Origin of the sequence: Bradyrhizobium sp. Ec3.3, from assembly GCF_000472925.1 — a bacterium.
GTDB lineage: Bacteria > Pseudomonadota > Alphaproteobacteria > Rhizobiales > Xanthobacteraceae > Bradyrhizobium.
On sequence record NZ_AXAS01000106.1, the window covers coordinates 1 to 14262 of the forward strand.

A 14262-nucleotide genomic window follows, 5' to 3' on the forward strand; every position below is an offset into this window, starting at 1 on the left:
CGCATTGCCTCACCTTAATTATTACCGGATGCTAAGCCGTTGCCTCACGTAAATTGCTCCCTTGGATCGGGAATGAGCGGGGGCGAAGGTGGGGCGGCTAAGCATGGCGACGCGGAAGGAACTGACGGCGGCGGCAGGCGCGCGCTATCGGACGTCGGATCGCGCGAAGAAGTCGCGGATATTGGACGAGTTCGTCGACATCACCGGATTCCATCGCAAGCATGCGATGCGGATTCTTCGAGGTCAGCAAGAGGCAGGCCCAGGCCGGCGGGCGCGACGCCGGGTCTATAATGAGGCAGAACACAACGCGCTCGTGCTCCTTTGGGAGGCGTCAGACCGGATTTGCGGGAAGCGGCTGAAGGCGTTAATGCCTGCGCTGATTGAGGCGATGGAACGGCACGGCCACCTCGGCCTTGCCCCCGAGATCCGCGACAAACTTTTGGCAATGAGCGCTGCGACGATCGACCGCGCATTGGCCCGGGTCCGAGAAGGACTAGGTCGCAAGCGCCGGCGGCACGCGACGCACTCGTTGCGTCGCAGTATTCCAATACGGACGTCGGCAGATTGGAACGATCCGGCGCCGGGGTTCGTCGAGGCTGACCTTGTAGCGCATAGCGGTCCATCGGCGCGCGGCAGCTTCATCCAGACCCTCGTGCTCACCGACATTGCTACCGGCTGGACGGAGTGTGCTCCTCTGATCGTGCGCGAACAAACGCTGTTGAGCACAGTGTTGACGGAATTGCGCAAACAATTGCCCTTTGCGTTGGTCGGCCTCGATACGGACAATGATACGGTGTTCATGAATGAGACGCTGAAAGCCTACTGCGATGCGGCCAACATCGTCTTCACGCGTTGCCGGCCCTACCGGAAGAACGACCAGGCGTTCGTCGAGCAGAAGAACGGCGCCGTCGTGCGCAGGATGGTCGGCTATCGTCGGTTTGAGGGCTTGGAAGCGGCCAAGCTACTGGCTGAACTCTATCGATCGGCGCGGCTGTTCGTGAACTTCTTCCAACCCTCGTTCAAATTGATGGCCAAGCAGCGCGACGGTGCTCGTGTGCGCAAGACATACAGCGCGCCGGCAACGCCACACCAGCGTTTGGCCGCCGACGCCAGCACGCCCGACGCGGTTCGCCACCATCTCCAAGAACTCTATGCCGCTCTCGACCCGGTCGCGTTGTTGCGCGACATCCGCAGCCCGCAGGAACGCCTCGCGGCGCTCGCAGATACCCAGCCAATCGCCCATCCTGCTGCGGCATCGCCATCGATCGATCTCTTCCTGGCAAGCCTACGAACCGCCTGGAAGGACGGAGCTATGCGACCGACGGATCGGCCAATCGTGAAAGCGAAAAGAGGCCGGCGTCGTCCTGACCCGCTCATCCGGGCAACGCTAGATTTGCGAAAATGGTTTGAAGCCGAGCCCTGGCGGACTGGTAGCGAACTGCTCTCCCGGTTGCAGGTGGAATATCCTGGAGCCTATCCGAACAAGCTTCTTCGAACGCTTCAACGTCGGCTTAAATCCTGGCGCAGCGAGCAAGCGAACGCGTTATTGTTCGTTCCTACGGAGAAAACGCAGCCGGGGCTTGAGGTCACAACAACCCCATGATGTGCCAGGTGCAAGCGGAGGAGGCCGGGCGCTCCGAAACCCCGGCCATCTCCGCACCCGGCCTCCTCCTCAACCCAAGCCGGGAGCAAAATAAATGAGGCAACCGATTGCACTCGGGAGTATCGATAGGTGAGGCAATACGGGCTTCCACCCAAATTGCCGCGCGGCAGTAGTCACCTTCCGGCGAGCGAACAAGCACAAACACCCTCCGTGATCGAAGCGGAGCGCCTCTTCGGGCTCCAAAGCATCGTCGGCGCAGGCCGCCACCCACTCTCTTTCGTTAGTCGACCTGGCTTCCTCTATTTTGGTGTCGATAGCTCCCGCCATGATGATGCGGGGCGATCTCCGGCTAATGCTGGCGATGCCGACGGCAGAAAGCCAGATGGCAGCATGCACGCCGCCCGTGCCGTATGGGGACACACACCGCCCGCCATCGGAACAAACAATGCTATGCGCCGCGCGCGTACTTTTTAGCCTTCAGTCGCTTGTACATCGCCTCGTTGGCTTCAGGCGAACCGTCATGCGGTCTGCGCAACTGTTCCTAATTGAAATGCGAAAGGAGTAACGGAGTAACGTCTTGACTATATGTTGTGTCGATCTTGGCAACGTCCGCCGCAGCAGTTGTCAAGGGGGCAGGTAGCTTGGCCATGCTTGTCATTGTGCCCGCCGCCTCGCACTGTCGGTGCGCCCGACGTCCTTGGGCTTGAGGCTCTTCTTTGAATCCAGGGCTCGATCAGCGTGCCGCAAAATCGACAAGTGATTGCTCGAGAGGAGCTTCTTCACCCTGCGCCAGTATCGCTTCCGCAGATTTGAGTCGGCAGCGAGCCCTGCTCCGCAGAAGCGTTATTTCAAGCCACTCGGAGCATTTGTTTGTCGTATTAGGTCGGCCTTAGACCAGCAAAGTTTTGATATTAACCGTCGGGTCTGCGAGCGCCTCAGGGTTGGGAGCAAGTCGCCTGCCGATCATTATCTCGGCCCAACGTATTTCCTTCGCGATCGCACCAAGGCTACCGAAGCCGCACGCAGCGACCAGGCGTCCGCGGGGGGTCAGATAGAAGAAGAGCTGGCCCTTCGCGCCGAGGCTCCTGGCTACCGCGACGTCCTCTGGACGACAGCGACCGGCGATTTGGAGTGTCTCGTCGTATTGATCCGACCAGAACCAAGGTACATCCTCGTAAGGACGGTTCGCGCCGAGCATGTTGGCTGCGGCTGCCGCGCCCTGTCGCTGCGCGTTCCGCCATGCCTCCAACCTGATCCGCTCATCATAGAGACGATGCGGGAACGAACAGCTGTCGCCGGCTGCGAAGATGTGTGGATCTGAGGTGGTCAGCGTCTCGTCGACAACGATGCCGTTGTGGATGGCCAATCTTGCCGCCTGCGCTAGTTCGACGTTCGGCACGGCGCCGACCCCAACGACCACAATATCTGCGAGATGCGTGCGGCGGTCCGCCAGCACGACCTTGGAGCGTCCTTCATTCTCGTCGATTCGCTCGACGATGGCGCTGGTCTGAATGCGCACGCCAGAACGCTCGTGCTTAGCCTTGATGAGATCGGCCATTGCCGCCGGGACTGCCCGTGTCAGCAGCCGCGGGCCAGCTTCGAGCACGGTCACCGAAGCGCCTCTCGATACCGCACTCGCTGCAACTTCGAGCCCGATGAAGCCGCCGCCGATGACGACCACCTTGCACCCTCGGCCAATGATTCGTCGGATAGCCAATGCGTCCGCATACGTGCGCAGCGTCGCTATTCTGCTTCCTGCGGAAGCCGGAATGCTCAATTTGCGGGGGCGCGCGCCGGTAGTTAGCAGCAGTCGTTCGTAGGCCAGTTGGTCCCCGTCCGAGACCGTCACCGTGTGCGCCGCGCGATCTATCCGTTCGACGTTCCGCCCTTGGAGATAGTCGATGCGCAACTCCGCCAGGCGCTCGGGCGTGGCGAGCCACTTGGGTCCGGGGTCCGTCACCTCCGTCAAGATCGCCTTCGAGAGCGGCGGCCGCTCATATGGTAGCATATTTTCGTTGCCGATTAGGACAACCCGGCCCCGCCAGCCCCCCTCGCGCAGGGCGATTGCCGCGGCCGTGCCGGCCTCGCCTGCTCCGACGATCACCATTGCGCGCTCGTCGCTCACGCGACGCGACCATGTTCGAGACAGAGTTGCGCGTCGACTGCGGTACGCTCAAATAGATCCCGCACCAAGGACTTCAGCAACAGAGCTTCTTGCCAGCGGTCCGTGGTATCGTTGCCTTGGCGATCGGTGATTGCATAGGGCCGTGGGCCAAGTTCGCACGTGAAGGAAAGAATCGCATCCGCGGCCGCACGCTTTCGCCAGCATCTAAACCCGTACTCCCACCAACGAAGGAACAGGTCGACCCAAATCTTGTGCTGCGGGAACGTGATCTCAACCTGGATCTGTTCGCGGGATGCGACACGGCCGTGGAATGCCCATGTACGATCGAGCACATGGCGGACGAGCTCTTCGTCCTCGTCAGAGATCGGATACCAGAACTCACGGCCCACCAGGACGTGCGAGAGATCAGCCAGAATGCGCATCTCAGGCATCCGATCGATGAGATCAAGTGTGAACAGGAGGTCTGTCGTCATTCTGTTGCGATGTGTCTCGAAATAGATCGGCATACCGGCTTCTTGTGCTAACCTGATCCATCCTTCCAGGAGTGGGATGCAATCCGCGATGCGGCGGGGACGGACATTGGGTTGGACATTGAGATGCATGATGCCAAGTTGCGCACCCAAATCGAGCGCGGCTTTGAGGTCATCGACCGTCTTCGGGAAGCACATACCCTCGACCGCGAGACCGGTGCCATCGAGGGCACGCGCAATCATGGCCACCGTTGCGGCATCGATGCAGGACGCGCTGATACCGTCGAACCCCGCTTCCTTGATCATCCTCAGGTTATCATCGATGGAGCGCTCGATCCCGTCGGGATGGCGCCGTTCCATCGCCCAGAGTGACTGTAGGACGAGTAGACCCTGCCTCAACACTGTGCTGTCCCGTGCTGTTGGCCCAAGTCAGATCTTGACGAAGACGGTATCGCTCTCGACCTTGACCTCATAGCTGCGCAGGTCGATGCATGCAGGCAGCGCGCGTGCCTCGCCGGTCCGGTAGTCGAAGGTTCCGAAGTGCTTAGGGCATTCGATAATATGGCCATCGACAATGCCGTCCGCGAGATGGACTTTCTCATGGGAGCAGTGGCCATCAATCGCGAAGTAGCCACCTTCCGGCGAGCGAGCGATCACGAGCGTGAGTCCTCCGTGATCGAAGCGGAGCAACTCTTCGGGCTGCAACGCATCAGCGGCGCAGGCCGCTACCCACTGTCCTGTACTCAAGCTGGCTTCCTCTGATTTTGGCAGTCGAACATGGGCGCGTCGTATTGAGCGCGATCCGCGGCTGATTATGGTGCCGCCCACCGGCAGACGGCCAGCTGCCAGAATGTGCGCAGCGCACGCAGAAGCAGAAAACCGCATTTGCCGCTAAGGCTTGTGAGGATCAATGCGATAGGCCGCGCGCATATTTCCGGGCTTTGATCCGCTTGTACATCGCCTCATCGGCTTCCTGCGAGCCGTCATGTGCCGTACCGAACCACTCGTCCAGCGGGATCGTCAGACTAGAACCATAGTTCACCTCGAAGTACCTGTGGTGCAGGTAATGATAGTAGTTGTTGGTGTCGATATGTTTTTCTTTGGCCGTCACGATCCGATCGAAGCCGAGATGACCGTCCGCAGGCGACAGCGCCGAAAGCATAAGCTGAAAAATTGCAAGCATCGGGTTCGAGGGCACGAGCAAATGGATCAGCACGCTGGAGAAGTATATGATGTGCTCGAACGTGTGCATCGACAGACCGGACCAGGGACCCGGATTGACGTTGTTGTGATGCACCTTGTGGATGACGCGATAGAGCGGACCCATATGGATCAGACGGTGGATCACATAGAAGTGCAGCTGATGCCACACCGGCAGCAGCGACAGCAGCGCGATGAGGTAGACCGGGTGCGCTCGGAACTCGACATAAGGGATATAGCCATTGGCGAACATCCACCAAGTGAACGCCTCATACCCGGTCCACACCGGCACACCGCTGCACATTGTCCAGAATACATTCTCGGCGGTCTGGCTTCCGAACAGAAACGTTGAACTGTTCGTATCGGGCCACTTGGCGTTGTATTTGAAGTCGGCCTGCTGGCGCCGCCGGATGTAGAGCAAAGCATGCCAGCCGCCATAGACCAACAGCGCCAACGCTGCATTCCGCAGGAGGATGAGCGAAACCCAGCCAACGCCGAACTCCCGCATCGCTTCAACTGAAGGGGTCAAGTAGACCCAAGCGACGAGCGAGATTGCGACGAAGGCGAAGTTATATTTCAAATAACCAAACAGCCAGAGCAAAATGGCCTTCGGCTGAGCCGGCCAGATGAAGATCGGGGCGCGCTTTGGTCGTCTATCGGGCGTCCAGTACCCCCTTTTATCGCGCGTCCCATAGAGGGTGTCGTTCATGTCTCTCTCCAACACTGTCCTGCCCCCAAGAGCTGTCTTGCGCTGTTTGGTGGAGGCCAAAGATTCTACCCGTATGCGACACAGAATTCCTGCTGATCTTAAGAAACATTGCATTTTTCCAGCATAACTGCGGACAAGTCGCCCCAATCCGGCGAGGACAATTCGCAGGATCAGCGTTGGCAGGCCCAATAACTATATATGATCGAAAGGCGGGCTCATCAGTCTCCGCAACTAAAAATGTCACGCGGCAATTGGTAAGATCGCGCGCTGCTTCTTCGATGATTCTACGGAACTGAGTCAGTTCGCGCCTCCGCTTCGCAACGACATTCGATAGCTTCATTTGGACTCGTGTGCGTGACAGGCGTCACTGGACGCGATAAGCTCGCAAGATGAGGTTCATTCTTCAATGCTGACGCAACTGCTTATGTTTTGAAGACGAAAAGTTGGACGATTCGTACAAAATTAGGCCTCGATTCTTTTGCGACGGTTCAGTTTGGCACACTCCGTATGAACGTAGATACGTCGAAATATCGCGACGTTGCCACAGACCGACTAGCTATCCGAAACTGTGATCGTCATCCTATGAATCGATGATGGTCGGATCCAGTCCACGATGTTCGATATTCAATGGGGCCGTCTGGCACGTTTCTACGCGGAAGATGACCCTTGCATCAAGGAGAGTCTCCCGCTGCCAAACATCGTTTGCCATTTTGAGTGGTGCAGGTCTGCAGCGGCGGCCATCATCCTGGTGACTGAAAGGAGCGTTCGAGGATTCGATTGAAGCGATGAAATCCCTCGCTTTCTCTCAAAAATGCACTATGACCTACAAAGATCCGACGGCAGGTGGGCCTCAGCCCAAGCTGCCAGCAGCAACCCGCCTCACCTCGCTGCCAGGCGGACGGCCGGATGCAACCGCGCCTCACCCGTCGTAGCGCTCCCGGCTTAACTTCCGTTCTCCGTCCCAAATAGTTCCAATCTACACCAGCCGCTCCACGAAATTGCCGACCTTTGCCGATTCCGCTATCTTGAACTGACGTACCCGCAACGGAACCCTGGGCGTCGACCAAAAGCCGTTGCACCATCGTCTTGTTGCATTCCAGCGAGGTCTCTTGTGCCCGTCTTTCGTTCCGATCAAGCGCCGCCAGCCTGGTGCGAGTTACGGTCGTTCGAGATCATCGACCTTACGAAAGATCAGAACGCACGTTACCGGCGCTCGCAATCACGCGAGCGGCTACTGATGACTCTTGGCACGATCCAGCTCGTTTATTCCGGCGGTTCAGTCGTGCTCAATGAAAACCAGTTTATCGATCTCCCAGTCGATGAATGGTCGCTGAAAGCCTACTCTCCGCGTGCACAGATCGTCCGTCTGTCCGGCAGGTGGGGCGACGATGTAGCGGGATGCGGCATCTTCCGTGTGAGCAATCAGGAGGATCCGACTCATGTCGGCGATCCGGTGAGCTATCCAAAGGCGACATCGGTCGACTCGCACTATCACGATTGCGACGAGTACTGGATTGTTCTCGAGGGTAGCTGCACGACGGTGGTCGGCGACCGCCACATGACAGTGAACGTCGGCGACTGCGTGCCGATCGGGATGGGCCATCATCACGACATGCCTTCCGTCACAGCGCCGGTGAAAGCGGTGTTTTTCGAAACAACCCTCGAGGGTGAGAAGCGCGTCGGCCATCTCTGGAATCATACACACGGCCAGGCACGGCCCAAGCATGAGAGACTCTAAGACGGTGGTACGATTGCGGTATGCCTTGACCAGGAGTCTGTCCGGCTGCGCTGAGAACTCGCAGTCCGAAGCGTGATCGGAGGCAATTGGTGGCCGGCGCAGCAATCGGCACCTCCGCATAATAGGGGCGCGCGGCGGGGCTGGTCTTTCCGCTCGGTGTGAGCCGCCGGCCAAGGCGTTGCCGGATAGTCCTTACCACGGCCAAAAACCATGCGCCACGTCATTGACTATGCCGAGACACCGATTGGAGGTGCGATCGAGCGAGCTGTCGACTAGGGATAGCATGATCATGGCGCGGAAAGACATACGCCGTGTCTTCATCTCAGGCCAGAAACGGGGCCTTCCCGGCGCCACCAAGGGGAGGCTGGGACGCCCATTCGTCATCGAGTTTTCGATCGGCCAGGTGAAGCCTGGTAGGTGGCCCCTATCGCAAGGACCGCGCGGGCAATCCGCCGACGTCATGCCATCGGCTATAACGTTCGCCGCATCCTCGCGTGGCTGAGAAAGCTGACGTGACGCATCCGGTGTGCTCTACCGCGGGCCTTCGTATGCCTCTGCCACAAACAATCCGATTAACGGATGAGAAAATTATCGCGACCCGTGCCCTTTATCGTCGAGAAATGCCTCCCTTGAGCATGTCAAATTATTGGTACGCCATGTATGAAAGTGACTCGCTCCTGAGACACTCGGCACTAAAATGGTTGGCCGATTTGATGAGCAAGTGCAGGTCGGTGAGCGAGTTTTGGATAGATGTGGCTGAAAGTCGACGTGGAGAACGCACCGTCGACGGTGAGATTGGCTCCTGAGATGAAGCCCGCTTCGTCACTTGCGAGGAACGCCATAGCGGCGGCAATTTCTTCTGGGCTGCCGATTCGTCCTAGTGGGGTCTGGTTTACCCATGCGGGCCCGACCACGAAGTCCGTCTTCTCTGTTGCGGACGTTGCGGTCCGCCCGGGCGCAACCGCGTTGACGCGAATTGCGTGTTCTCCTAGTTCCAGGGCAGCAACCTTTGTGAACATCTCGACACCGGCTTTCGCCGAGGAATATCCAGCGCCCTGCGGTATCTGGGCGCATATCGATGACACCGTGACGATCGAGCCGCCGCGGTTCGCGTCGATCATGCGCCGCGCTGAATGCTTGACCGTAAAGAAGGTACTCGTGAGGGTGAGGTCAAAGCAACGCCTCCACGAAACCTCGTCAGTCTCCAAAATTCCTCCATGGCCTCCACCGCCGGTGACGCAACAGGCGACATCGATGCGTCCGAAGCGATCGATCGCCGCCCCCATAAGCGCATGGACCTCGCGTTCTTGCGTTACGTCGCAGCGGACACCTAGAAATCGATCGCCGAATTCCTTGGCGAGCCTGTCAATTCCTTCGCTATTGATGTCGCCGACCACCACCGAAGCGCCCTCCGCATGCAGTCGCTGAGCCGCCGCCGCACCGATTCCGGAAGCGCCGGCGGTGACGACTGCGACTTTACCGACGAAGCGCATCATTGACGTGTTAGTTATCGGGGTGTCTTTTGCGGTTGCCATGTTGAACTTTCCGTATCTTCAGTATTCGAATTGCTGAGTGATGGTTGTGTGACGGCGCGGCACGACGTCGGCTGGGCTTGTCAATTTTCTGTCAGAAACTCAGTAGACGTCCTTGTTGTGCTCTGCAGCGACCTTCAGAGTCCTATCGAGCTGTGCTTGAAGGACTTCTATTATGACGACCTCCTGGCATGACCTGCTGATCACGCCGCACGCCCTTAGCTGGTGCCCCCCGATCGAAAGCGAGTATCCAGCGAAAAGTAAACCGTGCGTCCATCAGCTAGATTACGTGCCTCAGGCCTAACCCGCTTTTCGCGTACGTCACCGTACCGCAATAGCCTTTCCAAGGGATATGATACCAGTCGCAAAGGTATTGCGTCCAACGCGTTCGCAGATCTCGGATTCATTCTTCGGCGCAACGTCGAACTCGGCAAACCACTCGACGAATGTCTTGTTGCCCTCTGTGATTGGCTTGCAGCGAAACGTCGCGACGTAATTCTGAATCGGCATCGGCGAGACGATAATACTATAGGTGAACGAGCGGTCGAGATCGCTGAACGATAGCAGGCGCTCGCGCAAAGTCCCGCCGTCGGATACCTTGAAGCAGCGCACGCAGCCGACCTGATCACTCGGCTTGCCGTCTTCGATATGACTTTCGGCGATGATCGGATGCCATTCGCCATGGCCGTTGAAGTCGCGGGCATAAGCCCAAACCTTCTCGACCGGCTGGTCGATAATGCCGCTCACATAGACCTTGGTCATCCGTCGCTCCTGGTATGTCGGTGAAAGTTAGCGTTTCGTAATGCCCGGAGCGGCCGCGTGTCGGTGAATCTGTTTGAAGCTTCGAGTCCGATCGGCAAGTGCGGTTTCGACCGGCAGCCGCTCCATGCTGCTTGCGCCGTAGAATCCATGACATTGGGGGCAACGGGCGAGAATGTAACTGGCATCCTCGGGTGTCGCAATTGGACCGCCGTGACAAAGGATGATGGCGTCGCTGCGAGTCCCAAGCGCAGCTTCGGCGATCGCGTTGATCTGCGCCACACAGTCATCGAGCTTGACCGCAGTTTCTGCGCCGATCGCCCCACCGACTGTCAAACCCATGTGCGCAACGATGATATCGGCGCCGGCTTCGATCATGTGTTTCGCCTGCATCGGATCGAACACATAGGGCGTTGTAAGCATGTCTTTGGCGTGCGCGAGGCGAACCAGATCGATTTCAAGGCTGTACCCCATGCCGGTCTCTTCGAGATTGGCACGAAAGGACCCGTCGATCAGTCCGACGGTTGGGAAATTCTGAATGCCAGAAATCCCAATTTGCTTCAGCTCATCAAGAAAACAATCGAAGTGGATGAATGGGTCTGTGCCGTTAACCCCAGCGATCACAGGCGTGTGGCGCACGACGGGCAGGACCTCGTAAGCCATCTCGCGCACAATCTCGTTGGCATTGCCGTACGCGAGAATGCCCGCGAGCGAGCCGCGGCCCGCCATCCGGTAGCGGCCAGAGTTGTAAATTATAATGAGGTCGATCCCTCCGGCCTCTTCGCCCTTGGCCGACAACCCTGTGCCTGCGCCGCCGCCGATGATGGGCTGCCCTTCCCGGATCATCTTGTGAAAGCGGCTCAGCAAAGTGTTTCGTTCGACATAAGGCATGGCTCAGACTTCCTTGACGACTTCATGAAAATGGTGGATCAGCGCCGCGGCGAATTCGGGATCGTTGATCGCGTACGGCAGTCGTTGAACACGGCGATGCGGCGTGACGACCACGGTGTTCTCGATCGCATCGAATAGAGCCGCATCCGCCTCAGGGTCGTGGAACGGTTGACCAAGAACATCGAGGGCGGAAACGCCCTTCTCAGGGATAAGAAGACGTACCGGCCCGTTACAGCGATTCAGTCGCTCGCCGATCCAGATACCCATGCGGGCATTCTCTTCTCGTGTCGTTCGCATCAAGGTGACTTGCGGATTGTGACGATAGAGCTGGCGACCCGCGTAATGGTCCGGCACAGTGTTCTGCGGGCCGAAATTAATCATATCGAGCGCGCCGCAGGAGCCGACATACGGCACGCCGGTACGCGCGATGGCGCCGAAGCGATCATCGCTTGCCGGGAAAATGCCGCCCATCAACAGATCGCAGACCTCGGTCGTCGTCACATCAATGACACCACACAGTAGTCCGGAGTCCGCCAACTTCTCCATCGACTGACCACCGGTGCCGGTTGCGTGAAACACGAGGCAATCATAGCCACTGGAGAGTCCCGTCACGACTTGGCTTACGCATCTCGTCGTCACGCCGAACATTGTCAACCCGATGGCAGCGCGGTCTTCCTCATGGAAGATGACCGATTTGGCCATGCCGGCAATGGCGCGCGCCGCGTTCGCGAGGATCGTGCGTGAAATGCGATTCAGCCCGGCGAGATCCGTCACTGAATACATCATGCAGATGTCGCTCGGCCCGACATAACCCGCAACTTGGCCGGACGCCACAGTTGAGACCATGAGCTTCGGCGTTCCGATAGGCAGCGCCCGCATGCCTGGCGCGATGAGGGCTGTCCCGCCCGAACCGCCGATGCCGATCAAGCCTGCGACGTCGTCACGCTTCGTTATGAAGCGAACAAACGCGTCCGCCATCGCACTGACGGCCGAGCCACGGTCACCGGTAAAGACCGCCGACGGACCGCCTGGATGATGACCTGCGACGTCGGCCGCAGCGATATCGACTGACATCGCGTGTGGCGACGTCGACAAGTCGACGATCTGGGCAACAAGTCCTTCAGTCGCCACGATGTCTCGGATGTAGGACAGCTCGTCACCTTTGGTGTCGGCAGTTCCGGCAATGTAAACACATCGCGACATGATTATAATCAACCTGCTAATTTCAGTGCGCCGAGAGTGAAACCGAAGACGATCGTATGGTGCGGCACTACTAGAAATGCTCGCAAGGGTCGGCAGTGCCAAGGCCAGACGAGACGCCCTCTGATTGCAGCTCGATGTCTCGCGTTGCGTTGCTACTGCCAGTAGCAGCGACCCTTGCATCAGTCTTGCGCGAGTACGGGCCTGCACACCTGCCGCCATCGATGGCAAGCTCCGTCCCAGTCACGTAGCTCGATGCATCGGAGGCAAGATACAAGACACCTTGAGCCACTTCCATAGGCTGCCCTGCGCGACCCAATGGCTCTCGCTTTCCTAACTCTATTGGATCGGCAACCGCGCCATATAGTTTTTTAGGGATCGGAGTGACGATAGTGCCGGGATGCACCGAATTAACTCGGATGCCTTCAGACGCGCATTCTAGCGCTACAGCTTTGGCAAATAATCGTATCCCACCCTTGGTCGCGCAATAACCGGCGAGTCGCTTCACTCCGGACAGACCCGCGATTGACGACATCAGAATTATCGAGCCGCCACCACGACGTATGCGCATCAGTGGAAGAGAATATTTGACTGACAGGAATACGCCGTCAAGATTGACTGCAATTTGCCGGCGCCAGTCTACAAGGGACATGTCAACAATAGACACGTCCAGCGCGATGCCTGCGTTGGAAACAAGCACATTGAGTCTCCCGTACCGGTGCTCGATCTCGGAGGCGACCTCCATCCAGCGCGTCTCGCTCGTTACATCCTGGGTCAGAAACATCGCCTTGTGGCCCTGCTTGGTGAGGTCAGCAACGACCTGGGCTCCCGCCGACTGATCAAAATCGGTTGCGACCACTGACGCCCCTTCCTTCGCAAGCAATTCGGCGATTGCTAGCTGGCCCCGATTGACATTCAAGCCTGCACGAAGATGCGAATTTTCACGCACCCGCTACAAACCCCTTGTTGGCAATGCCAAGCCGAATGGCAGCGCAACGCTATCCAATGCTTGCCTTGAGGTGAGCGGGGCTACTCCAGCGAATGTTTGCCCCTTGGTCCTGGCGTAAAGCCCGCGCGCCATTCGGGCGTATTTGCCTCCTAGGACACCGACGTTCACCTGCAATCCCGCAATCGGACAAGCTTCTCTTAATAGAAAGCGCGCAACAAAACTGGGACGTAAGTGGCTAAATAGAGCAGAAATTCAGCGAATTTACACTACATAGCGCTGAATTTCAAACTGGAAGGACTCGACAGGGCGGGAGCCCCAGTAAGCGGCTTCTTCTGGCTCTGATAGGTCCTTTCCTTTCGGCTTTTGAAAGGAGTGGATCGGATGCCGATTGGGAGGCTTGCGATATGCCATGTGCGCGAGGTGATGTAACTAAAGGCGGCGGGGGCTTTCGATCCGGGAAATCGGGCGGCGGGTCGGGGCCGTCTCCTCAACGGTGCGGCTGACGATCCGGCGGGTCGAAGCGGCAGGGCTGAGCTGGCCGTTTGCGGACGAGGTCGCGGATCCGATTCTCGAGGAGCCGGAGCCAAACCAGGCCAGAGGCGGCAGCGCGCGGAGCCGGACTGGACGGCCATTCACCGCGAGCTCAAGCGCAAGCGTGTGACGCTTTCGATCCTCTGGGAGGAATACATCGCCAGCGAATCGGATCGCCACCGGTATAGCCGCTTCTGTGAGCTCTACAGGGCCTGGGTAAGCCGTCGCGAGGCTTACATCAGAGCTAGTCGCCCGTGAACAGCGTCCAAGCGCTTGATTGAGAGTCTGTTTTTCGGTTGCGCCGGCATTTGAGATTGCAGGGATCGGGACCTTGAGGCCCCAAAACCCTGCAATTTCGTTTGTGGATTGAACGAAGCCGCTGTCGCGGCATGTAGGGAGGCATAGCAAGGATTGCCTCCTGTCTGAGAGGATTGCGGGTTTTCGAAGCCCAACCCTTCAGACAGGAGGTTTTCCGATGGCTGAGATCAGCCCACTTCGCCGCCGCATGATCGAGGACATGACGGTCCGCAATCTGTCACCGGCGACGCAGCAATC

The 14262-nt window shown here is 58.4% G+C and carries 11 protein-coding genes and 1 pseudogene; 3 read left to right on the plus strand and 9 right to left on the minus strand.

What is annotated here, in order from left to right:
* The first annotated feature begins 88 nt into the window (after window positions 1–88).
* A complete protein-coding gene (locus tag YUU_RS0144020; RefSeq protein WP_027527402.1) occupies window positions 89–1603 on the plus strand; it encodes an integrase in 1515 nt (504 codons plus the stop codon).
* Window positions 1604–2492: 889 nt separating this feature from the next.
* On the opposite strand, the gene YUU_RS0144035 is transcribed toward YUU_RS0144020, so the two are convergent.
* The 4 genes from YUU_RS0144035 to YUU_RS0144050 form a co-directional block, all read right to left on the minus strand.
* On the minus strand, window positions 2493–3710 hold the full coding sequence (locus YUU_RS0144035) for an NAD(P)/FAD-dependent oxidoreductase (RefSeq protein WP_035665049.1): 1218 nt from the start codon (window positions 3708–3710) through the stop codon (window positions 2493–2495).
* 14 nt (window positions 3711–3724) lie between these two features.
* Window positions 3725–4558 (minus strand): sugar phosphate isomerase/epimerase, encoded by an 834-nt coding sequence (locus YUU_RS0144040; RefSeq protein ID WP_027527878.1) that lies wholly within the window; start codon window positions 4556–4558, stop codon window positions 3725–3727.
* 69 nt (window positions 4559–4627) lie between these two features.
* The gene (locus tag YUU_RS0144045) at window positions 4628–4945 is read right to left on the minus strand and encodes a Rieske 2Fe-2S domain-containing protein (RefSeq protein ID WP_027527879.1); all 318 of its coding nucleotides are present in this window, start codon (window positions 4943–4945) and stop codon (window positions 4628–4630) included.
* 160 nt (window positions 4946–5105) lie between these two features.
* The gene (locus YUU_RS0144050) at window positions 5106–6107 is read right to left on the minus strand and encodes a sterol desaturase family protein (protein ID WP_027527880.1); all 1002 of its coding nucleotides are present in this window, start codon (window positions 6105–6107) and stop codon (window positions 5106–5108) included.
* A 1111-nt stretch (window positions 6108–7218) separates the two neighbouring features.
* Between YUU_RS0144050 and YUU_RS0144055 the strand changes: the two genes are divergently transcribed.
* The gene (locus tag YUU_RS0144055) at window positions 7219–7845 is read left to right on the plus strand and encodes a cupin domain-containing protein (RefSeq protein WP_027527881.1); all 627 of its coding nucleotides are present in this window, start codon (window positions 7219–7221) and stop codon (window positions 7843–7845) included.
* A 692-nt stretch (window positions 7846–8537) separates the two neighbouring features.
* Here YUU_RS0144055 and YUU_RS0144065 read toward each other — a convergent pair.
* The 5 genes from YUU_RS0144065 to YUU_RS54205 form a co-directional block, all read right to left on the minus strand.
* The gene (locus YUU_RS0144065) at window positions 8538–9380 is read right to left on the minus strand and encodes an SDR family NAD(P)-dependent oxidoreductase (RefSeq protein ID WP_051390250.1); all 843 of its coding nucleotides are present in this window, start codon (window positions 9378–9380) and stop codon (window positions 8538–8540) included.
* Between the two features lie 318 nt (window positions 9381–9698).
* Window positions 9699–10139 (minus strand): SRPBCC family protein, encoded by a 441-nt coding sequence (locus YUU_RS0144070; RefSeq protein WP_027527884.1) that lies wholly within the window; start codon window positions 10137–10139, stop codon window positions 9699–9701.
* Between the two features lie 27 nt (window positions 10140–10166).
* Window positions 10167–11027 carry a phosphoenolpyruvate hydrolase family protein gene (locus tag YUU_RS0144075; RefSeq protein WP_027527885.1) on the minus strand — a complete coding sequence of 287 codons (861 nt, stop codon included), beginning with the start codon at window positions 11025–11027 and terminating at the stop codon, window positions 10167–10169.
* 3 nt (window positions 11028–11030) lie between these two features.
* On the minus strand, window positions 11031–12230 hold the full coding sequence (locus tag YUU_RS0144080) for a Tm-1-like ATP-binding domain-containing protein (protein WP_027527886.1): 1200 nt from the start codon (window positions 12228–12230) through the stop codon (window positions 11031–11033).
* Window positions 12231–12300: 70 nt separating this feature from the next.
* Window positions 12301–13176: an SDR family NAD(P)-dependent oxidoreductase gene (locus YUU_RS54205; RefSeq protein ID WP_084801957.1), complete on the minus strand. Its 876-nt coding sequence runs from the start codon at window positions 13174–13176 to the stop codon at window positions 12301–12303.
* 1006 nt (window positions 13177–14182) lie between these two features.
* On the opposite strand from YUU_RS54205, the pseudogene YUU_RS62095 reads away from it, so the two are divergent.
* Window positions 14183–14262 (plus strand): annotated as a pseudogene (locus YUU_RS62095) (transposase); the annotation flags it as partial.